Here is a 24,632-nt window from a genome sequence, read left to right as displayed (position 1 = left end):
TAACATGGAAACCAAGGAAAACAACCTCATCAATATCCATCAGTTCTTACCCCATCGCAATCCTATGCTGATGGCTGATTATATTCTGGAATTGACCAAAGAAAAAGTTGTGACTTCCTTTACTATACTTGAAGACAATATCTTTGTTCATAATAATGAGTTTGTGGAGGCCGGTTTAATTGAAAACCTTGCCCAAACCTGCTCTTCTATTCTGGGACAAAGTTTCTTTGAGAATCCTGAAGCAGATACCAAAGTGATCGGCTTTATTACCAATATCAAAAAGATTGAGGTTTTTTCTTTACCGAAAGTAGGTGACACCATCATTTCAAAGGCATCACTGATCTCTATGTATGAAAATATATGCAATATCTATTGTGAAACCTTTAATAAGGATGAATTACTGATCCGTGCTGAAATCAATCTGTTTATTCAGGAAGTAAAGTCGTAGAAAAATTCAATTGAAATATCAAAGGCTGTGCGGTTTCGTGCAGCTTTTTTTGTTTTCTTTTTACCACTGATTACACAAATTTGCACAGATGTTATGAAAAGGATAGAGTTACAAAATTGGAGTTTGTAAAATTCTAGAAGTTTTTCGAATACTTTAAAATTGTAATTTTTTATTTCTCGCTAATCAAGCTGATTGAGCAGATTATACTAATGCCAATATTAAAAAAATCTGCATAATCCCTTCAATTTGCGAGAGCATCTGGGGCCTTAATCTACATCATCAAATTACTTATAAAAACAAAAAGTGAGACATTGCTGCCCCACTTTCGTTATAATAGTAATCAAAGGAATTAGTATCCGAAGATTTCTTCCAGCGATATTTCTTTGAACTCACCCATTTTGTTAATAGATTCCATATTCAGGTTTTCTCTTTTCCCGATGATGGCGGTGTTATATTTCAATGGTTTTACTTCTGTATCATAGAAACCGGTAAGCTGAGGTAATGTCAGCCCCTGTATTTCTGAATAAACATCTTTTCTGATATCATAATCAACACCCAGTTTTTTAAGTGATAACTGACTGTAGAAAATATTCGTTCTGTTGATCCTGTTAGAGGCGATCTGCTTCAGCACAGAACCTTTAGAGTTTTCAAACTGCGCAGGAATCTGAGGCAGCTGTGCCATCAGATCATTCATTGCATTAACGGCTAACGGCAGCTTATTAGACTGTGTTCCGATGTAGTTGGTCACATAATTCGGGTGGTCTTTTTCTGTAGCGTTGGCATAAGACACGTACGCAGAATAGGCCAGAGACTTACTTTCTCTGATCTCCTGGAATACAATAGAAGATAATCCACGTCCAAAATATTCATTGAAAACATTCGCTTTTCCAAAGTTGCCTAAATTCACGTTACTTCCTTTTGCGATTTTAGACATTTCCATCTGCACCATGTCGTAATTGGTGAAATACACCTTTCCTTCTGTAGCTGGTTCAGCATATACCTTCGCTTTCGCAGCCTGCAGGCTTGTATTCACAATATATGGCTTAACTGCTTTTTCCAGAGACTTCTGATCTTTTCCGTACAAGAAAACTTCGTAAGGATATTGATTCAATGTTTTAATTTTTGACATCAGTTCAGCAACATTAATATTCTGTAAACGTTCTTTAGAAATGATATCCGTCATTCTGGAATCTTTTCCATATTTCGCATAATTGCTCAGAGCCGCCATAATTCTGGTTTTATCCTTTTTAGCCACTTCTCTTGATTCCAGAATAGTTTTTACCGTTTGATCATAAATGGCTTTATCGGCTTTTACGTTATTTAACCAATGATTCATTAGCTCTACTCCTTTCTGCATATTGCTTTCCAGCCCGCTTAATGTAATTACCGTCTGATCATTTGATGCTCTGAAGTTATTAGAAATTCCCAACTTATAAAACTCTTCTTTCAGCTGTTCCGGACTGTACTTGTCTGTTCCCAGATATTGTAAAACCGTTACCCCTAAAGATAATTCCTTATCATTGTCTGTTCCGAAAGGGAAAATATAATTCACCTGAGCAACCTCATTATACTTGTTCTCTACAAAACTTACTTTCTTATCTTTGATCTGAGAAGTAGCGATGGCTGCTTTATAATCGATAAATTCAGGCTTAATCTCAGAAGCTTTAGTAGCTAAGATATCCTTAAGGAAAGGAGACTGTGCTTCTCTGTTCAGTTTGATAGGCGTAATGCCCGGGTTTTCTACACGAACAAGTTTGTCATTCACTCCTTTTTCCTTATAAACGGCAACATAATTATCCTTGAAAAACTCATTGGCAAATTGTACAACATCTGCTTTTTTAATTTTTTCATACTGATTGATCTCGTCCAGTTCCTGCTCCCACGTTAATCCATTGATGTAAGTTCCATATAACGTAGTAGCCAGCCCGTCTGCTGTTTCCCACATTTTCATGCGCTGAACCTTTTTGTCATTAACGATTGCTTTCAGCATCCAGTCCGGGAACTGTCCTTTTTTCACAAGATCTATCTGATCCAGCAACAGTCTTTTAGCTTCATCAAAGCTCTGTCCTTCTTTTGGAGTAATCGTTAAGTTAAAAGAACCGTACATTTTGAAAGGCGACTCGTAAGCTCCTGCTCCTAATGCTTTTTGTTTTTGATTGATATTAAGGTCAATTAAACCCGCATCACCGCTATTGCTTAGAATTTCAGCGACCACATCGGCTAACCTTGCCTCCTGAGTTCCGTTAGAATCCGTTCTCCACGCTAAACTTAACCTTGGGGTTGAAGGACTTTTTACCGTTCTTGTAACCACCTTTGTCATCGGTTCTTCTGTCACCATTTTTTTCATCGGAAGCTCTTTATATTTGAAACTTCCGAAATATTGATCTACCATTTTAATGGTTTTATCAAAATCCAGATCACCTACCAATACAACCGCCATATTATTAGGTACATAATACGTGTCAAAATATTTATGGATGGCTACCATAGAAGGACTTTTCAGATGCTCAGAAGTACCGATAGTAGTTTGCTGCCCGTTTGGATGTTTTGGGAAAAGAGCTTCCATCATTGCATAATTTACAAGACGGCCATCATTATCTTGTGCTCTGTTATACTCTTCGTATACCGCTTCCAGTTCAGTATGGAAAAGACGAAGTACCAATTCTGAAAAACGCTCCTTTTCTACTTTCAGCCATTTTTCAAGTTCATTGGACGGAATGTTATTTTTATACACGGTTTCGTCTAACCAGGTGTGTGCATTGGTTCCTGTAGCACCCAATGAAGAAATCGCTTTGTCATATTCATTGGCAATCGCATATTTAGATGCTTGCTGAGAAACCTCGTCTATCTTTTTATAAAGATCTTTCTTTTTTGCCGGATCTTTTTCAGCTTTGTGTTGCTCATAAAGATCTGAGATCTGCTGAAGAAGCACTTTTTCTTTTGCCCAATCCTGAGTTCCCAAGTGTGATGTTCCTTTGAAAACCATATGCTCCAGGTAGTGAGCCAATCCGGTATTTTCGCTTGGATCATTATTTGAACCAGTTCTTACAGGGATATAGGTCTGTATTCTTGGGGCATCATCATTTTTAGCCAGGTATACTTTTAATCCATTCTTCAAGGTATACACCCGTACTCCAGACTGGTCATTTTTCACCGTTTCATAGGTGTATCCCTGAGTATCCGTCAGCTTTTGTGTGTCAAATTTCTGAGCCATTACGCTCAGCATACAAAAGAGCGAAACAGAAATAAAAACTTTCTTCATAATATTATTTTAGTTAAATCCATATTTAATGATAATAGATGAGTCTTACTTAGGCATCTACTTGTTACAGATCGTTCGAAGGGTAATGAATGATTGTCTCTTCAAAAAAATATTCATACTTTTTTATGTTTTACTAAATAAAATTCATATTATCATATCAGTAGATTCTATGTGATTTACATATAATGTATTTTCACTATTTTAGCCACCTGATTATAATAATCATAAAAACAGATGAAAAACATTCATTTGGAATTTAAAAATATACTATTCAGATGAAAAAACAGGATCTTCCACAAGACGAAAGCAACCTGAAATCAGCCAATATGACTGAGGTTCTGTATGTCACTGATGAAAATGACAACTATACGACAGCCAACAGCGTAGGCTGGGAAGCTAAGAAATTAGCATTGAATGAATCCCTGGATCTTATCAATGAAAGAATCCAGGAGGCCAGACAAAACGTTGCAGACCATATTGCAAGTCCTATTATTTATTTCATGGAACTGAATAAAATGGATTTGGGCGTGCTTTCATCCTATGTCGGAATGTGGCAGTGGAGAGTAAAAAGGCATGCAAAACCAAAAGTATTTAAGACACTAAGCGAATCTGTCCTGAAAAAATATGCCGATGCATTTGGTATTTCAGTAGATGAATTAAAAAACTTTGACGGAAAATAATCAAGCATTACAGTGCTTTCTTCCATCAGACTAAGGAAAAAATAACAAGTTACGAATGAAACTTAATTTTGAACACCATCAGACTGCACATTGCGAAAACGGTGTTGCCTCTAACCTACTAATCAATAAAGGTCTCAAACTCAGTGAGCCGATGATCTTCGGAATCGGTTCCGGACTGTTTTTTGTGTACCTCCCTTTCTTAAAAGTCAATTTTGCGCCTGGTTTCAGCTATCGCCCGATGCCTGGTGCTATTTTCAGTAAAGCGGCCAAAAGATTAGGAATTAAAATTAAAAGAGAAAAATTCTCAAGTCCTAAAGATGCCCAGCTGGCATTAGAAAGAAACTTAGAACACAATATACCTACAGGGCTACAGGTAGGGGTTTTTAACCTTACTTATTTCCCTGAAGAATATAAATTCCACTTCAACGCCCACAACCTGGTGGTCTACGGAAAAGAAGACGGAAGATTTCTGATCAGTGATCCTGTGATGGATTACGTCACTTCCCTGTCCGAAGCCGAACTGGAAAAAGTACGCTATGCTAAAGGAGCACTTCCTCCCAAAGGCCACATGTACTATCCTATTTATATTCCGGATGAAGTAGATCTTAAAGAAGCTATTAAAAAAGGGATCAAAGATACCTGTAAAAATATGCTGGCTCCCGTTCCTCTTATCGGGGTAAAAGCAATGAGATGGGTAGCGAAGAGCATTCCAAAATGGGCTGAGAAAAAAGGCACGAAAGTAACCAATCACTACCTGGGACAGCTGATCAGGATGCAGGAAGAAATCGGGACCGGCGGCGGCGGGTTTAGGTTTATCTATGGAGCTTTTCTACAGGAAGCTGCTGATATTCTGAAAAACGATCAATTAAGAGAATTATCTAAGGAAATTACCGCTATTGGAGATCTTTGGAGGGATTTTGCAGTAGATATCGCCCGTGTTTATAAAAACAGAAATTCGAAAAGCAATATTTATCAGGAGCTTTCAAAATCAATGCTTCATATTGCAGATCTGGAAGAAGCTTTCTATAAAAAACTACGAAAAGCGATCTAATATGGCGAAGAATATGATTGAGATCAAAAATCTATATAAAAAGTACAAAAATTCTGAAGACTTTTCAGTCAACGACATTTCGCTGAATATCGAAAAAAATGACATCTACGGAATTCTTGGACCCAACGGAGCCGGAAAAACCACTTTGATTTCCATGCTTTCAGGATTGATAAAACCTACTTCAGGACAGTTTACAATCAATGGATTATCGCCTCAGAAAGACAGCTTTAAACTGAAACAGATCATCGGAATCGTTCCACAGGAATATGCTCTTTATCCTACCCTTACCGCAAAAGAAAATCTCATGTTTTTTGGAAGCCTGTATGGGTTAAAGCATAAGCACCTCAGCAAAGCGATTGACGAGTCATTAGAAACTATGGGACTGTCAAAATTTACTGATAAAAAGGTAGAACAGTTTTCAGGCGGGATGAAGCGACGATGCAACCTCATTGCCGGAACCCTTCATAACCCGAAGGTCCTTTTTCTGGACGAACCCACGGTAGGAGTAGATGTACAGTCTAAAAAAGTCATTATTGATTTCCTCCAGGAACTTAATAAAAACGGAACATGCATCATTTACACCTCCCACCACCTTTCTGAAGCAGAAGAATTCTGTACTAAGATTGCCATTATTGATAAAGGCAGAATCCATGCGGTGGGAACACCGGAAGAGCTGGTTGCCCAAATCGCCCATGCAGAAAACCTAGAAGATGTTTTCATTTCATTAACCGGAAAAGAATTAAGAGATGTTGTTGTATAAATTGTGGCGGAGTTTTATTAAGGAAATACTTTTGCTGAAAAGAGATATCGGAGGGATCGTCATTATTTTTGTGATGCCCTTGCTGCTGATCATCACGATTACGCTGATTCAGGACTCCACGTTCAAAAATCTGGAAGGCTCAAAGATTCCGATTATTTTCATTGATAAAGACCAGTCTGAAGTCTCTAAAAGTATCAAAAAAGAGCTGGAGGGCAGTAAAACGTTCCAGCTGATGACCCAATATACCGAAGCATCGGCCCAAAAAGCGGTTTTCTCCGGAGAATATCAAATGGCGATCGTCATTCCTGAAAACCTCACGAAAGACCTGAATTCAAATATCGATTCCAAGGTACAGACCATTGTAAGCTCATTTGGAATAGAAGCAGATTCTGCTGCCACCAAAAAAACAGCACCAAGAGCCAAAGAGATTCATTTGTATTTTGACCCTGCCACCAATGCAGGATTCAAGAACTCTGTGATGAATTCCGTCAACAAAATGGTTTTTGAAATTGAAAACAAGAAGATCTACAAAGCTTTTCAGGATCAGCTGGGAACTACAGAAAATCTTGAAGAAAATAAAAACCTGATCAGCTTTAAAGAAATCACCCCTAAAAAAGGACCCGCAGAAATTATGCCCAACTCTGTACAGCATAATGTTCCGGCATGGGCACTTTTCGCAATATTTTTTATTGTGGTTCCGCTTTCTATCAATTTAGTGAAAGAAAAAAGCCAGGGAACCAGTGTGAGGGCAAGAATAAGTCCGACGCCGTATTATGTTCATATTTTAGGAAAAACGTTTACCTATCTTATCATCTGTATCATTCAGTTTTTATTGATGGTTGCCGTGGGAATTTATCTGTTCCCGTACATGGATCTTCCTCAGTTTGATGTTACAGGCAAAATGTTCCATTTGCTTATAGTTACCGTCTTTGCAGGATTAGCAGCGATCGGTTTTGGTGTTCTGCTGGGAACTCTTGCAGATACACAGGAACAGTCGGCTCCTTTTGGCGCAACATCTGTAGTGGTTCTAGCAGCCATTGGCGGAATCTGGGTTCCGGTTTTTTTAATGCCTGAATTTATGCAGACGATTGCCAAGTTCTCCCCGATGAACTGGGGGCTGAACGCTTATTATGATATTATTTTAAGAAACAGTGGGATTGCAGGAATAGCCAAAGAATTGACCTTCTTATTTTTATTCTACCTTGCGATGGTCACTATTTCTATTTTTTACGAAAGAAAAATCCATAGTGTATAACTGGTCTCAAGACTACGATGTACATTAAAAACAATAAAAAATCTCAGAAGAGAACAAAAAATGCAGTCTAAAGAGAAAATACTAACCTGTACCGAAGAAGTAAGAGTACGGTTCAATGAAACGGATCCATTAGGAATCGTTTGGCACGGCCATTATATTGTATACTTTGAAGACGGAAGAGAAGCTTTTGGACGAGAGCATGCTCTCACCTATCTTGATATCCAAAACGCAGGATATGTAACCCCTATTGTAAAAAGTACGTGCGAACATTTTCTTCCTTTACGATACGGAGAAACATTCAGAGTGGTCACCACTTTTGTAAACTCAGCTTCTGCCAAATTAATTTACAGATATGAACTTTTCAATCAGGATGATCAATTGGTATGCAGCGGAGAGACCATTCAGGTATTCTTAGACAGCAACGGCAGTTTATGCCTATATAATCCTGAGTTTTTTCAGGCATGGAAAGATAAAATGGGTTTATCATGAAACGAGAAGTTTATATTACAGACCACAACTGTGTTACCCCGTTAGGATTTGATGTATCTTCCAACTGGGATGCATTGCTTCAGGGAAAATCAGGAGTGGCAAAACATAAGATCATCGAAAATCTGGACGTTTTTTATGCTTCAGCCATTGATGATAAAAAACTGGAAGAGGAATTTAACCGAAATTTCGACCGTCAGGATTTCACGAGATTAGAAAAGATGTTCCTGTTATCCCTGAAACCCTTAATTCAAAAACATACAATCTCGGAAGACACGGCTTTTATTTTATCGACTACAAAAGGTAATATCAGTCTGTTGAAAAACCAGACCACGCTGCCGGAAGGAGTGTATCTTTCCCGGTTAGCACAAAAAATTGCTGATTTTTTTGGATTCACCACAAAACCGATTGTGGTCTCCAATGCCTGTGTTTCCGGAGTAATGGCGATTGCCGTTGCCAAGAATATGATCCAGGCCGGAAGATATAAAGATGCCTTTGTCGTAGCAGGAGATGAACTTTCAGAATTCGTAATCTCAGGATTCAATTCCTTTCAGGCGATTGGAAGCGAACCTTGTCAACCTTACGATAAAAACCGCAACGGAATTAATATTGGGGAAGCTGCTGCTGCTGCATACATCACCTCTCATCCTTCTGAAAACGAAAAATTCAGGTTTAAAATACTCGGTGACTCCGCGGTTAATGATGCCAATCATATATCCGGGCCTTCCAGAACCGGAGACGGATTGTATGCAAGCATTAAAAACGCAATGACCGAAGCTCATGTTTCCCCGGAACAAATCAATTTTATTTCCGCTCATGGAACAGCCACGCTGTATAATGATGAAATGGAAGCCATTGCTTTCAACAGAATGGAGCTCCAGTATGTTCCTCTGAACAGTTTGAAAGCCTTTTATGGCCATTCTTTGGGAGCATCAGGACTGTTAGAAAGTATTATTTCGATGGAAAGTGCTTTACACAATATGTTACTTCCCTCGAAAAACTTTAAAGAAATGGGTGTTTCGCAGCCTTTGAATATTATTACAGAAAATCAAACGGCCGAAATCAATTATATTCTGAAAACCGCTTCCGGTTTCGGAGGATGCAATGCAGCCATTGTACTGGAAAAATGCTAACGTAGAATTCATGAAAAAAATCAATAGCTGTACCATAGAACATTCAAAAATCATCGTTAATGATGAGGTTATTTTTGAAAGCCAGGCTGAACTCTTTTCAGATTTTGCCAAGGAGGCCTATAAAAGTCTTCATCTCAATTATCCGAAGTTTCACAAAATGGATCATCTGAGCAAGCTTGCTTTTCTGGCAGCAGAAACTCTTTTACAAGAAGATGATCACAGCAGAACAGCTTTAGTGTTTGCGAACAGATCTTCAAGTCTGGATACCGACTTTAAATATCAGGAAAGTATTAATTCTCAGGAAAATTACTTCCCGAGCCCTGCCGTTTTCGTGTATACCTTACCGAATATATGTATCGGTGAGATCAGCATTAAACATCAGATGCAGACAGAGAATGCTTTTTTTGTTTTAGATGAATTTGATGAAGAATTTTTAGACGATTATTCCCGGCAGATTCTGGAATCCGGAAAAGCTGAAAAAGTCTTATGCGGCTGGACAGAACTATATCAGGAAAGTTACAAAGCTTTTGTATATTTGCTGACCTTATAAAAATGTAACAATTATAACAGTATAACAATGTAATAATCTTAATGGGTTAACCGCTACATTATTACCTTGTTAAATTAATGAATATTTATGGAAAATTTAAAAACCGAATTGAAGCACAAAATTATTGACGTTCTTAATCTTGAAGACGTATCTATTGAAGAGATCAACGATTCAGATCCGTTATTCGGTGGCGGACTAGGATTAGATTCTATTGACGCTCTTGAACTGATCGTGCTTCTTGATAAAGATTATGGAATAAAATTAGCTGATCCTAAAAAAGGAAAGGATATTTTCCAGTCTATTGATACGATGGCCAACTTCATCGAAGCTAACAGAACAAAATAAATTAATATACCGATTTAACAATATAACAGTCCAGCAATGATGGGTAAACTGCTATATTGATACACTGGTAAATTTTGCATAAAAATGAGTCAAAAAATTGCCATTACAGGAATGGGCATCATATCCTCCATTGGTAACAATGTAGAGGAAAATCTTATTTCATTACAATCCGGAAAACATGGTATTTCAGATATTGAACTGTTTGAAACCCGACATGCCGGAAACATTAAAACGGGTGAAATAAAATTATCTAATGAAGAATTGGTACAAAAGCTTCAGTTAAGTGAAGACAATCATGTAACAAGAACTTCTTTATTAGGAATGATGGCCGCCCGGGAAGCTGTAGAAAGTGCCGGAATTTCTGATATTAATGAATACAGAACTGGTCTGATATCTTCCACTAGCGTAGGCGGAATGGATATCACTGAAAAGTATTTCTACTCCTATGAAGACTTTCCTGAAAAGCAAAAATATATTGACGCTCATGATGCAGGAAGTTGCTCACTGGCGATTGCTGAACTGTTAGGGCTTAAAGGTATGGTTTCTACCATCAGTACCGCTTGTTCATCAGCAGCCAATGCCATTATGATGGGCGCCAAGCTTATTAAAAACGGAGTATTGGACCGTGTGATTGTTGGGGGTACAGATTCTCTTTCAAAATTTACATTGAACGGATTCAATACGCTGATGATCCTTACCGATTCTTATAATACCCCTTTCGATAACGACAGAAAAGGATTGAATTTAGGCGAAGCTGCTGCTTTTTTGGTGCTTGAGTCTGAAGAAATCGTACAAAAAGAAAATAAAAAAGTCCTTGCTTACCTTTCCGGATATGGAAACGCCAATGATGCTCACCACCAGACGGCTTCTTCCGAAAACGGACAGGGTGCCTATCTGGCCATGGAACAGGCATTGAAAATATCAGGACTTTCAAAAGAAGAGATTGATTATATTAATGTTCACGGAACTGCTACCCCTAATAACGATCTATCGGAAGGAATTGCGATGATCAGGATTTTTGGAGAAAATAAGGTTCCTGAATTCAGCTCTACAAAAGCATTTACAGGTCACACACTTGCAGCCGCCGCCGGAATTGAAGCTGTATATTCCATTCTTGCCATGCAGAACAGCCTGATCTTCCCGAATCTGAATTTTAAAACGAAGATGGCAGAATTTGATCTGACTCCCGTTACCGAACTGAAGGAAAAATCCATCAATCATGTCCTCTCTAATTCATTTGGATTTGGAGGAAACTGTTCAACATTAATTTTCTCAAAATCATGAGTACCGTTTACATCAACAGTGCAGCCTGTATTTCAGTTCAGGACACTTTACATGAAAATTTCCTGCAAGGGCTTACCACTCGGTATGATATCCAGATCTTAAAAGCTGTTGAACCCAATTATAAAGAATTCATTCCTCCTGCGATGAGCAGAAGAATGTCTAAAACCGTAAAAATGAGCTCCGTAGCCTCTCAGTATGCTTTGAAAGAAGCAGGCATTGAACAGCCGGATGCCATTATTGTAGGAACAGGAATGGGGTGTTCCCAGGATTCTGAAAAGTTTTTAAAAAATGTGATTGATAATAACGAGGAGTTTCTGACACCTACCTATTTTATTCAATCCACCCATAATACCGTTGCCGGCCAGATTGCTTTAGGTCTGCAGTGCCATGCCTACAATTTCACATATGTAAATACTTCATCTTCACTGGAATTCTCTATGCTGGATGCTAAACTTCAGATCAATGATGACGAAGCAGAAAACGTATTGGTAGGTTCTACAGACGAACAGACCGAGAGAACCATGCAGCTTTATTGTTTAAACAATACCATTAAAAAACCGGAAGACCTTCCGGTTGATCTTTTACAGTCAAAAACAGACGGCGTTATCTGGGGAGAAGGCTCAAGCTTCTTTGTACTGGGAAAAAACAAAACAGAAAGTTCCTATGCACAGCTTAAAGACATCCAAATCAGCAATACGGTGGAACTGAATGAAGTTCAACAGTATATCGGAAAGTTTTTAGCGAAAAACAATCTTACCTTCGGGGAGGTTGATGTGGTCATTTTAGGTTTCAGTGGTGATGCTACATCTGATAAGTATTATACGGAAACAATGGATCTTTTCCCTGATTCTGCCCTACTGTATTACAAACATCTGAGTGGAGAATTCAATACGGCAAGTGGTTTTTCTATGTTTATGGCCAGCCATATTCTTAAAGACCAGCAGATTCCGGAAGCGATGATGATCAATACCGTGAAAAAAGACACGATTAAAAATGTCCTTCTGTATAACCATTTATTGGGAAGTGACCATAGCTTGGTTTTGTTGGAAAAGGTGTAGGAAATACAATATAACTCAGTAAAAAAAAAATACGCTATCACTGTCATTTCGACGTAGGAGAAATCTCTCAATATTATAATTGAAATTAAAATAGTAAGTTTGGGATTAAGCTGGTAAGAATAGTAAGATCAGATTCTTCACTACACTCCGTTTCGTTCTGAATGAAATATGAACGATTTACAAGCTATACCCTTAAAATAATAAAGATGAAACACTATCTGTTTATCCTGTTCTATCTGTTCTGCAACGTATTCACTTATGCGTTTCACGGAACATTCTGGGTTTATCTATTCTGTTTCATACTTCTTTCCGCAGTAGTCGTTTGGGGATCTTTTACTATTGAGCTGGGATATTTTGTCAACAGCATTACCCACAAAAGAACGAAGATTAAAGAAGTCGCTTTAACTTTCGATGACGGACCGACGGAATACACTCCTCAATTTCTAGATCTGCTTAAAGAAAATCAAATAAAAGCCACCTTTTTCTGTATTGGAAAACAGATCGAAAAATATCCGGACACCTTTAAAAGAATCATTGTCGAAGGTCATACCATAGGAAACCATACGCTTTCTCACTCGAACTCAACCGGTTTTTTATCAACTTCAAAAATGGTTGAAGAAATTCAGAAATGTGATGAAATAATGTACAGCGTTGGAAACATCGTGACAGATCTTTACAGACCTCCTTTTGGCGTAACGAATCCGAACATTGCAAAAGCCATTGCAAAGACCGGTAAAAAAAGTATCGGCTGGAATGTCCGTTCTCTGGACACGATAACTGATGATGAGAAAAAAATTTACAGGAGAATCACTCAAACAATGAAACCGGGAAACATTATTCTTCTTCATGACACTTCAGAAAAGACGTATCGCGTTTTGGGAGATTTATTAGTATTTTTGAAGAATAAAAAGTATTCAGCTTTTACTATCGATTCCATTATAAAATCAAAGAAAAAATGATTAAAAATATTGCTTTTGGAGCATTTTTATTAGTTTCAGGCTTCTTTTTTGCTCAAAACACCGCAATGACCGGAGCCGAAGCCAAAGCTTTCGTTACCAGAATATCTTCAGAAACTCAGCAGATTAAAACGCTGCAAAGTGATTTTACCCAAACTAAAAAAATGGATTTTCTGGACAAAAATATTGTCACTTATGGCAAAATGTCTTTAAAATCTCCGAATATGCTGAGCTGGAAGTATATAAAACCTTATCAATACAGTATTGTTTTTAAAGACAATAAAATTTTCATTAATGATCAGGGAAAAAAATCTTCTGTAGATGCCAAAAGCAAAACGTTTGAGAAGATCAATAAACTGATCGTAGGCAGCTCTAACGGGAAAATGTTTAATGATCCTGAATTCACCGTGACGTACTTCAAGAACGGGAATTACAACATTGCGAAGTTCATCCCAAAATCTGCTCAATTGTTAAAATACATCAAACAGATCGAACTTCATTTTCCTAAAAATGAAACAACGGTTTCCCAGGTGAATATGACAGAAGCTTCCGGAGACACTACCAACATTCTATTCAAAAACACGAAGATCAATGCGCCGATTCCTGCTTCAGAGTTTTCTTTATAGCATTATTATCCTGTTACTGGGATCCTGCAAAACCTATAAGCTTGTGAATGCTCAGCCAGTTTCAGGTACAGAGAAGACGGTTGAAAATCTTTATTTTTCATCCGCCGAAGATTATGTCTATAAGTGCCAGATGGATATTTACAACAACCATGTCAGCGGGATTTTAATCGTCAAAAAGATCAATGATACAACGCACCGCGTTGTTTTAACGTCTGATTTCGGGAATAAACTGATTGATTTTGAGATTTCCGAGCATAATTTCAAACTGAATTATGTACTGCCGGATCTGGATAAAAAAATAGTCATCAATTTTTTAAAAAATGATTTCCAACATCTGCTGAGAAAGGAATATCCGGTGAACAGCCGTTTTGAAAACAAAGAATCCAATATTTACCTTTCAAAGCTTGATAAAAAAACATACTATCTTTTCTTTAATAAAGAGAATGACTTACTCAATCAAATCATTTATACGAAAAATAATAAGGAAAAAATCGATTTTACATTTGCAGCAAAAAAACATATCTTCGCGGACAGTCTGAATCTGCAGCACAAAGATTTTAAGATTAACATAAAACTATACCAAATAACCGAAACTGAATAACATTTAACATGAAAAAAACGGCACTTTTACTGTTTGCTTTACTGGCAAGTTTGTCATTTGCTCAGGTCACTTTTAGTCCCGGAATCAGAACCGGAGTTAATTTTGCAAAATTTACAGAATCCGATGGTGGATTTTATAATTTATTTGAAGCCAGTGATGAATATTGGGCAAATGAAGAACGCGTGCAAACAAGCTATATTACAGATTTTTATATCGGTGCTTTCGGTACCATCCGCTTCTCTAAACTCTATGCTTTACAGCCGGAAATAAATTATTCCAGACAAGGAACCATCATGAAGACCAGCTATCAGGAGGTTAAATCTGAACTTTCCTATCTGTCGTTTCAGGCGGTGAACAAATTTTACTTTAATAAATTGAATGTGCATGCAGGAGTAAGCATAGATTTTTTAATTGCCGACAAAAATTTTGACCCGTATAATAAAAAAAGTACCGATCTTGGAGTTTTAGTCGGAGCAGGTTATGATATCACCAAAAATTTTGGCGTTGAAGCAAGATTTAAAAAAGGCTTGATTTCTCAAATAAAAACGACGAGTGAAGATCATACCAATCTCCTTTTCCAGGCAGGAATTTATTATACCTTTACTATGAAAAAATAAGATTATGCAAACCATTCTTACAGACTTTTATACTTTAGAATCATACGAACAGGCAGAAAACGGAAATTTCACGGCCTACATCACGCTGAATAAAGACCACGATATTTTCAAAGGTCATTTTCCGGGAAATCCGGTAACGCCAGGTGTTTGTATGATGCAAATCGTTAAAGAACTTACCGAAGAATTTACCTCTTCAAAGTTATTTTTACAATCGGCATCGAATGTAAAGTTTATGGCGATCATCAATCCTTTTGAAACTCCTGATCTGAAACTACAGTTGGATATCAATGCTAGTGAAAACGAAGTTAAAGTAAAGAACACCACTTCATTTGGCGAGACAATTGCATTAAAAATGTCTGTACACTATAAAAAATTGACCTCATGAAACTGATCTTTTCTTTAGTAACCGCTTTTATTCTTTTCTTTCAGTCTGATCTAGAGGCTTTGAGAAACAGCTATGCAAAAGCGAACCAGTCGAATGCCAACACCCAGAGTTTTATTACCATCGCTGAAAATCAGACAGGTTCTGATGCTTTAACGACAGGATATAAAGCCGCTGCACAGATCATGGAAGCTAAAATAACGACTGAAAAAGGCAAAAGAAAATCGTTTGTAAAAGCAGGTGCTACCCGTCTTGAGAGCATTATCAAAAGTAATCCGAATACTATTGAACTGAGACTGATAAGACTCAGCGTTCAGGAAAACATTCCTATGATTGTAGGCTACCGCGGAAGTATAAAAGATGATAAAGCTTTCATTCTGAATAATTACAGCAAGCAAAGCACTGCTTTAAAAAATTATATTAAAAGGTTTGCCCTCCAGTCTAAATCTATGACGGAAGCTGAGAAAGCGACCTTAAAATAAAACCATGACCCTTCCTGAAGTACAAAATGCCATTTCTGAACAAAAGATCTGCATTGTAATACCTACCTACAACAACGAAAAAACTCTGAGAAGAGTGATTGACGGTGTACTGGCTTATACGCAGAACATTATCGTAGTGAATGATGGCTCTACAGACTCCACTCCCCAGATTCTGAAGGAATATCCACAGCTTGCTGTACTTTCTGTTTCTGAGAATAGGGGGAAAGGTAACGGGCTTAAAACCGGCTTCAGAAAGGCAATAGAACTTGGTTATTCATACGCAATTACCATTGATTCCGACGGCCAGCATTATCCGGATGACATTCCCGTGTTTGTAGAGGCTCTTCTTACTGAAAAAGAAGAGGTACTGCTGATTGGCAACAGAAATATGTCGCAGGACGGCATCCCGAAAAAAAGCAGTTTTGGAAACCGTTTTTCTAATTTCTGGTTTTGGTTTGAAACCGGAATAAAACTTGAGGACACCCAATCAGGTTACAGGCTATATCCTTTACATAAAATTCCCAAAAAATATTTTACTCCAAAATTTGAGTTTGAAATTGAAATCATTGTAAGAACAGCATGGCGGCATATTCCCGTGAAAAATGTCCCCATAAAAGTGTTGTATGATCCTGCGGAACGGGTTTCTCATTTCAGACCGTTCAAAGATTTCACAAGAATCAGTATTCTGAATACCATTTTGGTAACGATCACACTGTTGTATATTATTCCCCGGAATTTTATCAATAATTTCAGAAAAAAAAGTTTTAAAAAGTTCATCAAAGAAGACGTCCTGGAAAGTGACGGAAGCAACCGTACCAAGGCACTTTCTATCGCTTTGGGAGTATTTATCGGATTGTCTCCGTTCTGGGGATTTCAGACTCTTCTTGTTATTTCCCTCTCGGTGCTTTTTAAGCTGAACAAAGTACTGGCTTTTGTAGCTTCGAATGTCAGTCTTCCGCCTTTTATCCCCTTTGTGATTGCCACCTCACTATTTCTGGGAGCACCTTTTGTACACGGGGACAGTAATTTGCTGAGCCATGAACTTAATTTTGACCTGATTAAGAATAACCTCCTTCAATATCTCATCGGAAGCGGCATTCTGGCAACCACAATGTCTGCACTTTCTGGAATTGGGGTGTATCTGTTTTTGAATAAAATCAATCCCGGGAACAGCTAAACGCTTTCGAGTTTTTCGAGTTCATTCTTTCTTTTCCTGATAAAATCTTTCGGCCGGATGCCGTTGATCTCATAAAACAGATCCGAGAAGTTCTGCCGGGAAGCAATACCACATTCTTCGGCGTAACTTTCTATGGTATAGCTTAAATATACTTTATTGCTGTACAATTGCTGAGTAATATAATTGATTCTTAATTCTCCCAAATATTTATTAAAATTGGTTCCTTTGTACTCATTGATCACCTGGGAAAGGTAATGGGCATTGGTTCCCAGCTTTGAGGCGAGTTTATTCAGGGTTAATCCTTTCTGGTTAAAAAGTTTTTTCTCTTCAAAAATCTTTAATTTCTTAAGAATGTCATCCACTACACCTTCGGGCATTCCCGGTTTCTTCTCCCTGGACAGTTCGGGGACTTCATCAGGTATCGCAGTATCATTTGCAATTTCCTCTATCGGGTTGTCCTGCTGCATCCGGATTTTCTCTTCCAGCAGGTTATATTTCTTCTGAATATTCCTTTCTCTTGTCAGACGAATGGACAATAAAACCAGCAGGACAATCATTACAGCTACTAAACTTTTAATGATGAAAATACCTGAAGATTTTTCTTTTTCCAGTTTCTCTTTCTCATTCAGTAATGTTTTGGTATCATATTCTTTATGAATTTTGGAAGAAAGATAGCTGAAGTCTTTAGATATCAGGCTGTCTGCTTTTAAAAGCTGCTTGGTGTAAAAGAGTTCCTGTTTGGGATCATTCTCTTTTTTATAATAATTGATCAGCAATTCATAATTTTCCCGGAGCTCAGGAAGAATGAATTCATGTTTCTGGAAAATAGAATCTACTTTCTTAAAGTTGCTGATGCCCATTTTTTCATTCAAAAGTCCCAAATAACTTTTCCCGATGTAGAAATAGTCCACTGAAGCCCACGCAAAATCATCATTACGGATAATCTTAGGCAAAGAGGCATTCAAAGATTCAATGGCTTCCTTGTATTTTTTCTGATGAAAATAGGAAACACCCCGGCATTTCAGAAAATAACTTTTTTCCTGAAGAAAATCATCTGCGGTTCCTATCTGATCAAGTCCTACCAATGTAAGAGAATCCACCTTCTGATAATCTTTCATATTGATGTAGCATACGATCATCTGATGAAGGCTATTGAAATACCCTCTTTTGTTATTGAATACTTCATTGGGATGAAGGTTCTGTTTTATTTTAGATTGAAAATAGGTGATACATTCTTCAAAGTGGGCCAAGGCATCATCATAATATCCTAAATAACTCTTGACAACGCCTAAATGATAGATAATTTTGTATTTCAAATACTCATTTTTGGTTTTTTCAGCATATTCATAAGCTTTCAGATATTCATCAAGGGCAGGTTTATATTTTTTATAGTTAAAATAATACACAATTCCCTTTCCCAGATAAGCGGTACTTATAAGATCTTTATCCTCTGATAAATGGGCAACCCATTTGGTACTGTCTGCATATTTAAGTTTATTTTCTTTGGAAGAAGAATAAAAAACCCCGTCTTTATATCCCTGTACAAGCATAGGATAGTTGCTTTCATCTTTAGCTTTATGGATGTATTGGTTAAGATATGGAAATGCCCTTTCATCATTTTCTTTATAATTTTCATACCTCCCTCTTAGTTTTTCATAGCTGTTTTCGTCTTTTGAATGTGGATGAGCAATATTAAATATTAATAAAACAAGCAAATACACGGTTTTTTTCACAATCATATAAGAGAAACTTTATATTATCTAATAAAAATAACGAAAAACAATATAAAATCACAGTATATGGATTAGTTTTTATGTAAACATTGATTAACACATGATTAGAGGCCATTTTTTGGCTGTCCTAATTCATAAATTAAGACGTCCTGATTCTTAAATAGTGACAGATACTGTTTTTAATCTCCATATTCTTCCTATAAATTCGACATCGGAATCAACACCCATCACCTGGCCGGGATAACTTTTAAATCTTAAAATATATGAAAAAGCTTATCTCAATATGTATAATTACCATCGTAATGGTATCTCTTAACGCCTGCAGACAGGACAACGATGAGATTATTTTTGAACAAACCGGAAAAAAAGATACACAAACAACTAACAGAATGGGCAAAAACACAGACAGAGACAGTGCCCATATCAGCCCCACAGATCCGCCGGTAAAAGACGGACAACAGTGGAAAATAAAAAAATAATGATTATTTCTGACCTGTTGCAGTGCGCAATGCAATAGAAACAGAGGCATCATAAACGCCTTCGGGCAAATGTATTAAACCAAACTAATTTCAAAATTTAACACCATGAAAAACATCATTTACCTGTCATCAGGGATTCTAGCAATTACCCTAATGTCTTTCAGCAGCAACAAAAGCAACAATACGGAGATTATCGAAGTATTAGGCAAAACTGTTCACGTAAAAAACACTCAGGCGGTAAAAGCTGCGGACCTTGCCTTTTTGAGCCAAAACCTTGTAGGATGGTCTACTTGTGACTATCAGTCTACCAGTAATGAATGTACTGTAAGATTTAGTAATTTTCCTGACGATGTAAATATTGCGACCAAAATCAAAGTAATTATTGCAAAATATCAATAATTTTTATGACAGGGTACTGTAAAAGGTGCCTTGTTATTTTACCATGAAAGGGATTTTTCACTTCAAAGTTATACTTCAAACAACTAACCATGAAATTCAGAATCTTTCTGAACCTCTCCAAAAACTAATAACCGCGAAAACTCAATTTAAACATTTTGATAATGAATAAGCCCGTAAAAATTATAGAAATAGTGGTTTTTACCGCTATACTTTGTAAAGTCTTCGTCACAGGGATACTCACCACCATGTCTTCTTTCTGTGAGTTCTATGAATATAAATATCCTGACCTCAGCGAACGTATCAATAACAACCCGCTATACAGAAATACCATTTCCACTTATGCAGGCTTTGATACCGGCTACGGTTTTTTTGCGCCTAATGTTTCCAGCAACTTTGTGATCATCAGCCAAAACTCAAATAAATCTTATATTTCCGATGACCTGCTGAAAACCAACGAAGGCAAAATGAGGTTTATGAACGCGAATGATATCTTTTTCAAGAATTTTAAGAAGGTAAAGGGAACGGAACATGAAAAAGACCAGATCGCAGTCAATAAGATTATTCTGAAACGCATCAATACTGTTTTTGAGGAAAAATACAATTCAAAATTCAGAACTTCCGTCTATCTCTATGAACATCCGAAACTGGAAAATATGGCAAGCAGAAAGGAACACCTAATAAAAATCGATGAAACCCCATGAAAACTTTACAGACCTTTTTTGCAAAATCCTTTTCTCCTGAATTCATTGTATTCTTTCGGATCGCAATAGGAATCATTGTATTGGTTCATTTTTTATCATTCTGGAGTGATTTTGATCTGCTTTACACCAATCACAGCATCATACCCCTGGAATTACACACCGCTTACAATACGTTTGATGTCTTAACAATAGATAAAATATTAGGATTCCTGAATGGCTATTTTACCGAAAATCAATCAATACTACTATTTAAATACACCTATGTAATTTTATGCATTTTGATTATTTCAGGATTTTTCAGCAGGATCAGTGCCGTATTCCTTCTTATTCTGCAGGTTTCTTTTGTGAAATCCGGCAGTCTCTTTTTTTATGGCGCCGATTTTTTCACGAGCATGTCTTTATTTTACATTATTCTTTTCCCTTCAAGCTCTTTTTTTTCTCTACAGCAGAGATTATTTCCAAAATTATCCCGAAACGTCCAGTCTTTGACGCTATGCAAAAGACTCATCCAGATTCACGTTTGTATTGCTTATTTTTTCTCCGGACTTGATAAGATACTGGGATTTAACTGGTGGAACGGAGAATCAATCTGGAAGGCAATCCACCTGCCCAATTTATACAAATTTGTCGCGCTGGGAGATTATATACAGAATCCGGTTTTTTATATCATTTTTGGATGGGGAACAATTATTATCGAGCTTTTTTACCCTTTATTTATTAATCTGAATAAAACGAGAAAATATTGGCTGATACTTACAATCTCAATGCATGTTGGAATCATCCTATTTTTCAATCTCTTTTTCTTCTCAGCCATCATGATTGTCTGGAATCTTACGTCCTATTATTTTAATTATTATAATGAAACTAAAACAGTTCCTGCTCACAGTCCTTCTGTCAGCGGTATTTAACAGCTTTCTTGCCGCACAGTCCTATAAAATCATCTATGAAATGAAATGGAAACCTACGCAAAGCGTGACTCAATACACTACCGAACTTTGCGCATTGATAACAGGTAATGGGCAGGCATCTTTTTTTGAATCCTATGAAAATTTCAGGCAGGATTCTCTAAAAACCAGAATAATCACTGAATATGCTAAAAATGACTCAAAAGGTTCTTTGCGGATTCCTTCAAGTACCAAAACATCATTGTTCAGGTCATTGATCATCAAAAATATCGTTGATAAAAAGATCACTGTGGAAGAAAGGCTGTATATCAAAACATTTGTAACGGAATATCCCAGCTGTCCTATACACTGGAAAATACAGCCGGGAAATACGGAACAGGTTTTCGGATATAAAGCCGAAAAAGCTGTCTGTGAATTCGGAGGAAGAACATGGACCGCCTGGTTTACGCCTGATATTCCGATCATGGATGGCCCTTATAAATTTTATGGATTGCCTGGTCTTATTCTAAAAATACAGGATTCCAGAGAAGACTATATTTTTGAAATCAAAGGACTTACAAAAGAAGAAAATAATATTGGAAAAAGAAATTTCGGTTCTCAGCAATCCATCAAATTATCCTCTAAACAATGGGGCTCTTTCTGGGAAGGGTATAAAAAACAGCCTTCCTCTATTCTTGAAAACCTCAATACCTCCCAGACTACTTATGTCATCAATGGGAAAAATGCCGACAGCCGTGAAGTAAAGGAAGAATACAATAAAAAAGAATGGAATGCCATGAAAGCTTTTGAAAATCCCATTGAATTATCCCAACCCTGTAACTGATCCAACCTATGATTATTTTTTATGACAACTGGTGTCCGAAATGCAGCCGATTTGTACAGCTGGTCAAGAAGTTTGACTGGCTCTCGCTGATACAGGAAAAACCATTGAGAGATTTTCTTTCGTCCCCATATTTTCCTAAGCTGGACCGGAAACTCGCTCTCCGGCAGATGGCTTCCTACAACGGAAGCTGGCATTATGGCTTCCAGTCGATTTATCTTATTTTGATAAGCCTTCCTGTGTTTTGGCTGTTTATCCCGGTTTTATATCTTCTGAAAGTCTCAGGATTAGGACAGTTTCTTTATGTCCAGCTGGCTGTAAAAAGAAAGATCATTTCCTTCCACTGTGACGATAAAAGCTGCGAAATACTATTCTAGTCTACCCATACACCACATCAGAAAATAACAGAGTCGTCATAATCGTTACAAATATGGCGATAACTACCAGCACCATCTGAAGCATATAATAGGTTTTGGCTTTATCTTCCTCTTTTACTTCAAAGGAAAATTTCATTGAGTCCGGTTTCCTGATACACATCCATATAAACATCAGGATAATCAGGTTGAGAACAACAGGTAAAAAAAGAAATTTTTTACTTCCAAATCCATCCGCATTGTTTCCATAGCCATGAATGGGTATAGTGTCAGGAATGGAACTGTATCTATTCATAAGATATCCTAAATAACAGATAATAATAACGAATGGAATGCAAAATAGGAGTTTTATATTTTTAGGAATCATCTTAGTTTATTTTCTGTTTTCTTCAGGTAATTTTCTACCTTTTTCTGATCAGGAAGAGTGGTAATTTCTTTTGTCAGTGCTTTTTCAAATTCAGCTTTTGCTTTCTGATATTCTTTTCTGTTAAAATAATACCTGCCAGCCTGTTCATAGACCAGCCAAAGATCGGGATTTAAAGACTGATATTGACGAATAAAATCATCTGTCAAAGATTCTTTTTTATGATCAATCGCTTCCTCTATTATTGAGCTCAGCTTTTTATAGGCTTCATAATTTTTAAAATCCACAGAATTCACAAAAGGATCTTTAGGGATATTGAATGTTGAAACGGCAAATTCTCCATTTTTCAGCCTGTTTTCCGAAAAGATGGTATTCAGATCGTAGCAGACGAATTCTCCCAGCTGATAGGGATTCGAAGAAACCCATACCAATCTTTTTTCAGGTGAAAATATAACGGCATGATGGGCTAAAAGCTGATTGATCGCCTTTTCATTCCCATATCCTATTTTTTCATCCTTCAGTCCTGATTTGTCTCTTAATAGGGCAGCCATCTTTTCAGGCGTAAGTTTTTTATTTTCCTGTACGAGCTCCTGAAGTTTTTCATACCGGTATTCCGAATGGCTTTCAAGGATATGTTTCTGATTTCTCTTATCGTCTTGATACGCTTCTGACTGAAAATGATTGGTACAAAATATCTTGCTGCTGTTCTGCACTTTATAAACACCGAAATTATTAGGTGAAACTTCTATAATAACAGCCGTTCTATCGTGGGCGCTTCCCACCAAAATAGATTCTGAAACGAAAACTTTTCTTTTTTTAGCAATGGCAATCGCTTCGTCTATATTTTTGGCATACTGTAAGATTTCCCTTGTTACCAGAGAAATAGGTGTTTTTGCCGTTAAGGGAATTTTAGACTTTCCTGCATTGATTGTCACGGTAATTCCTTCTTTATTCATTCCGGAAACCACTCCGATCATTCCCGGCCAGCTTACAGACAGATAAGGAATACCTTGCTCCGGTTCTACCAGTTCCACCAGTTTATTTTTTGCAAAATCATCACCGACGTAGAAATCAAAATTTCTCCCGATCAAAAGGTCTCCATCCTCTGTATTTTCATTCCAAACGGCTAAAGAACTGCATCCCACTACCGCCAGATCCTGCATTGCATGCCCGATATCGTGGGCTCCGTGCAGATAAAGGCTTCTCAGGTATTTGGGGGCAATAAAGTCATACCGGTCTGATGAATACTGAGACATTCCATACAATTCCGCCTGATAGTCTTCCCTTACATTCAGGTACATTTTCCGGTTGTACCATTTCAGAAATCCTCTCAGCAGTTTTTGCTTAAATTTTGAAGGAACAAAACCTTCCACTTTGGAAAAGAAAATCTCTTCCTGCTGCTGCATCAGTTTTTGAGTCAGCGCTCCGTTATTATATCCCAGCTGTAAAGGATTTCCTTTGATATAAAGTTCCCACAGCTGTTGTTTATTTTTGGTTAAATAATTTTGATTGTAGTTAAAAGTCGAATCGTTGATCTTATTAACCGTTGGAACCTCCAGTGCATATTGCTGGACATCAGGAATATGTTGTATTGACTTTCTGACCCCGCAAGATGTGAGACTGAGGATTAAAACAATAAAAAAAAGGTACTTTTTTTTATCATTCCGGCTACAGAAGACTTCTAAACTTATTAATTTAGATTCT

General features: G+C 37.2%; 28 protein-coding genes. 24 read left to right on the top strand and 4 right to left on the bottom strand.

The annotated features are described in order from the left end of the window. The first annotated feature begins 4 nt into the window (after positions 1 to 4). Positions 5 to 448: an ABC transporter permease gene (locus IW15_RS03995; RefSeq protein ID WP_034709430.1), complete on the top strand. Its 444-nt coding sequence runs from the start codon at positions 5 to 7 to the stop codon at positions 446 to 448. Between the two features lie 349 nt (positions 449 to 797). On the opposite strand, the gene IW15_RS03990 is transcribed toward IW15_RS03995, so the two are convergent. After that, on the bottom strand, positions 798 to 3,710 hold the full coding sequence (locus IW15_RS03990) for a M16 family metallopeptidase (protein WP_051881739.1): 2,913 nt from the start codon (positions 3,708 to 3,710) through the stop codon (positions 798 to 800). A gap of 275 nt (positions 3,711 to 3,985) precedes the next feature. Between IW15_RS03990 and IW15_RS03985 the strand changes: the two genes are divergently transcribed. The 17 genes from IW15_RS03985 to IW15_RS03905 all read left to right on the top strand — a co-directional run bounded on the left by IW15_RS03985 (position 3,986) and on the right by IW15_RS03905 (position 17,153). Beyond that, the gene (locus tag IW15_RS03985) at positions 3,986 to 4,390 is read left to right on the top strand and encodes a hypothetical protein (protein ID WP_034709428.1); all 405 of its coding nucleotides are present in this window, start codon (positions 3,986 to 3,988) and stop codon (positions 4,388 to 4,390) included. Positions 4,391 to 4,445: 55 nt separating this feature from the next. After that, positions 4,446 to 5,441: a BtrH N-terminal domain-containing protein gene (locus IW15_RS03980; RefSeq protein WP_034709426.1), complete on the top strand. Its 996-nt coding sequence runs from the start codon at positions 4,446 to 4,448 to the stop codon at positions 5,439 to 5,441. A gap of 1 nt (position 5,442) precedes the next feature. After that, a complete protein-coding gene (locus tag IW15_RS03975) occupies positions 5,443 to 6,201 on the top strand; it encodes an ABC transporter ATP-binding protein (protein WP_034709425.1) in 759 nt (252 codons plus the stop codon). Beyond that, on the top strand, positions 6,188 to 7,456 hold the full coding sequence (locus tag IW15_RS03970; RefSeq protein WP_034709424.1) for an ABC transporter permease: 1,269 nt from the start codon (positions 6,188 to 6,190) through the stop codon (positions 7,454 to 7,456). Before IW15_RS03975 ends, IW15_RS03970 begins: the two co-directional genes overlap by 14 nt. Positions 7,457 to 7,516: 60 nt before the next feature. Then, positions 7,517 to 7,945: an acyl-CoA thioesterase gene (locus IW15_RS03965; protein ID WP_034709423.1), complete on the top strand. Its 429-nt coding sequence runs from the start codon at positions 7,517 to 7,519 to the stop codon at positions 7,943 to 7,945. Then, complete coding sequence (locus tag IW15_RS03960; RefSeq protein WP_034709422.1) at positions 7,942 to 9,075, top strand: beta-ketoacyl synthase N-terminal-like domain-containing protein; 1,134 nt, start codon at positions 7,942 to 7,944, stop codon at positions 9,073 to 9,075. Before IW15_RS03965 ends, IW15_RS03960 begins: the two co-directional genes overlap by 4 nt. A 10-nt stretch (positions 9,076 to 9,085) precedes the next feature. After that, positions 9,086 to 9,625, top strand: a complete 540-nt coding sequence (locus IW15_RS03955) for a 3-oxoacyl-ACP synthase (RefSeq protein ID WP_117584545.1) — start codon at positions 9,086 to 9,088, stop codon at positions 9,623 to 9,625. Between the two features lie 87 nt (positions 9,626 to 9,712). Then, on the top strand, positions 9,713 to 9,970 hold the full coding sequence (locus IW15_RS03950; protein ID WP_034709421.1) for a phosphopantetheine-binding protein: 258 nt from the start codon (positions 9,713 to 9,715) through the stop codon (positions 9,968 to 9,970). A gap of 84 nt (positions 9,971 to 10,054) precedes the next feature. Beyond that, on the top strand, positions 10,055 to 11,254 hold the full coding sequence (locus IW15_RS03945; protein ID WP_034709420.1) for a beta-ketoacyl-[acyl-carrier-protein] synthase family protein: 1,200 nt from the start codon (positions 10,055 to 10,057) through the stop codon (positions 11,252 to 11,254). Next, positions 11,251 to 12,312 carry a beta-ketoacyl synthase N-terminal-like domain-containing protein gene (locus IW15_RS03940; RefSeq protein WP_034709418.1) on the top strand — a complete coding sequence of 354 codons (1,062 nt, stop codon included), beginning with the start codon at positions 11,251 to 11,253 and terminating at the stop codon, positions 12,310 to 12,312. Before IW15_RS03945 ends, IW15_RS03940 begins: the two co-directional genes overlap by 4 nt. A 206-nt stretch (positions 12,313 to 12,518) precedes the next feature. Next, positions 12,519 to 13,271 (top strand): polysaccharide deacetylase family protein, encoded by a 753-nt coding sequence (locus IW15_RS03935; protein ID WP_034709417.1) that lies wholly within the window; start codon positions 12,519 to 12,521, stop codon positions 13,269 to 13,271. Continuing rightward, the gene (locus IW15_RS03930) at positions 13,268 to 13,894 is read left to right on the top strand and encodes a LolA family protein (protein WP_034709416.1); all 627 of its coding nucleotides are present in this window, start codon (positions 13,268 to 13,270) and stop codon (positions 13,892 to 13,894) included. The genes IW15_RS03935 and IW15_RS03930 overlap by 4 nt, the downstream gene beginning before the upstream one ends. Further along, positions 13,860 to 14,495 carry a hypothetical protein gene (locus IW15_RS03925; RefSeq protein ID WP_034709414.1) on the top strand — a complete coding sequence of 212 codons (636 nt, stop codon included), beginning with the start codon at positions 13,860 to 13,862 and terminating at the stop codon, positions 14,493 to 14,495. Before IW15_RS03930 ends, IW15_RS03925 begins: the two co-directional genes overlap by 35 nt. An 8-nt stretch (positions 14,496 to 14,503) precedes the next feature. Next, positions 14,504 to 15,112: an outer membrane beta-barrel protein gene (locus tag IW15_RS21880; RefSeq protein ID WP_051881737.1), complete on the top strand. Its 609-nt coding sequence runs from the start codon at positions 14,504 to 14,506 to the stop codon at positions 15,110 to 15,112. 4 nt (positions 15,113 to 15,116) lie between these two features. Continuing rightward, positions 15,117 to 15,497 (top strand): 3-hydroxyacyl-ACP dehydratase, encoded by a 381-nt coding sequence (locus IW15_RS03915; RefSeq protein ID WP_084681359.1) that lies wholly within the window; start codon positions 15,117 to 15,119, stop codon positions 15,495 to 15,497. After that, a complete protein-coding gene (locus IW15_RS03910; protein ID WP_034709412.1) occupies positions 15,494 to 15,976 on the top strand; it encodes a hypothetical protein in 483 nt (160 codons plus the stop codon). Before IW15_RS03915 ends, IW15_RS03910 begins: the two co-directional genes overlap by 4 nt. A 4-nt stretch (positions 15,977 to 15,980) precedes the next feature. After that, on the top strand, positions 15,981 to 17,153 hold the full coding sequence (locus tag IW15_RS03905) for a DUF2062 domain-containing protein (protein WP_034709409.1): 1,173 nt from the start codon (positions 15,981 to 15,983) through the stop codon (positions 17,151 to 17,153). On the opposite strand, the gene IW15_RS03900 is transcribed toward IW15_RS03905, so the two are convergent. Continuing rightward, positions 17,150 to 18,874: a helix-turn-helix domain-containing protein gene (locus IW15_RS03900; RefSeq protein WP_228384305.1), complete on the bottom strand. Its 1,725-nt coding sequence runs from the start codon at positions 18,872 to 18,874 to the stop codon at positions 17,150 to 17,152. The two genes, IW15_RS03905 and IW15_RS03900, sit on opposite strands and share 4 nt — an antisense overlap. Before the next feature lie 275 nt (positions 18,875 to 19,149). Between IW15_RS03900 and IW15_RS03895 the strand changes: the two genes are divergently transcribed. The 6 genes from IW15_RS03895 (at position 19,150) to IW15_RS03870 (ending at position 22,567) form a co-directional block, all read left to right on the top strand. Then, positions 19,150 to 19,365 carry a hypothetical protein gene (locus IW15_RS03895; protein WP_034709407.1) on the top strand — a complete coding sequence of 72 codons (216 nt, stop codon included), beginning with the start codon at positions 19,150 to 19,152 and terminating at the stop codon, positions 19,363 to 19,365. Between the two features lie 105 nt (positions 19,366 to 19,470). Continuing rightward, positions 19,471 to 19,764, top strand: coding sequence for a hypothetical protein (locus IW15_RS03890; protein WP_131368484.1), 294 nt, complete (start codon positions 19,471 to 19,473; stop codon positions 19,762 to 19,764). Positions 19,765 to 19,925: 161 nt separating this feature from the next. Then, the gene (locus tag IW15_RS03885; RefSeq protein WP_131368482.1) at positions 19,926 to 20,465 is read left to right on the top strand and encodes a hypothetical protein; all 540 of its coding nucleotides are present in this window, start codon (positions 19,926 to 19,928) and stop codon (positions 20,463 to 20,465) included. Further along, positions 20,462 to 21,373, top strand: coding sequence for an HTTM domain-containing protein (locus IW15_RS03880; protein WP_034709403.1), 912 nt, complete (start codon positions 20,462 to 20,464; stop codon positions 21,371 to 21,373). The genes IW15_RS03885 and IW15_RS03880 overlap by 4 nt, the downstream gene beginning before the upstream one ends. Next, complete coding sequence (locus IW15_RS03875) at positions 21,324 to 22,193, top strand: GLPGLI family protein (protein WP_051881735.1); 870 nt, start codon at positions 21,324 to 21,326, stop codon at positions 22,191 to 22,193. Before IW15_RS03880 ends, IW15_RS03875 begins: the two co-directional genes overlap by 50 nt. An 8-nt stretch (positions 22,194 to 22,201) precedes the next feature. Then, entirely contained in the window at positions 22,202 to 22,567 is a 366-nt protein-coding gene (locus IW15_RS03870) for a thiol-disulfide oxidoreductase DCC family protein (RefSeq protein ID WP_228384299.1), read from the top strand. A 1-nt stretch (position 22,568) separates the two neighbouring features. On the opposite strand, the gene IW15_RS03865 is transcribed toward IW15_RS03870, so the two are convergent. Then, a complete protein-coding gene (locus tag IW15_RS03865; protein WP_117584540.1) occupies positions 22,569 to 22,931 on the bottom strand; it encodes a DUF1648 domain-containing protein in 363 nt (120 codons plus the stop codon). Then, positions 22,928 to 24,619, bottom strand: a complete 1,692-nt coding sequence (locus IW15_RS03860; RefSeq protein ID WP_051881776.1) for a C45 family autoproteolytic acyltransferase/hydolase — start codon at positions 24,617 to 24,619, stop codon at positions 22,928 to 22,930. The genes IW15_RS03865 and IW15_RS03860 overlap by 4 nt, the downstream gene beginning before the upstream one ends. Positions 24,620 to 24,632: the final 13 nt, after the last annotated feature.

It is taken from the genome of Chryseobacterium soli, assembly GCF_000737705.1.
Lineage (GTDB): Bacteria > Bacteroidota > Bacteroidia > Flavobacteriales > Weeksellaceae > Chryseobacterium > Chryseobacterium soli.
The sequence above is the reverse complement of the archived record's forward strand: the minus strand, read 5'-3'. Positions and strand labels throughout refer to the sequence as shown.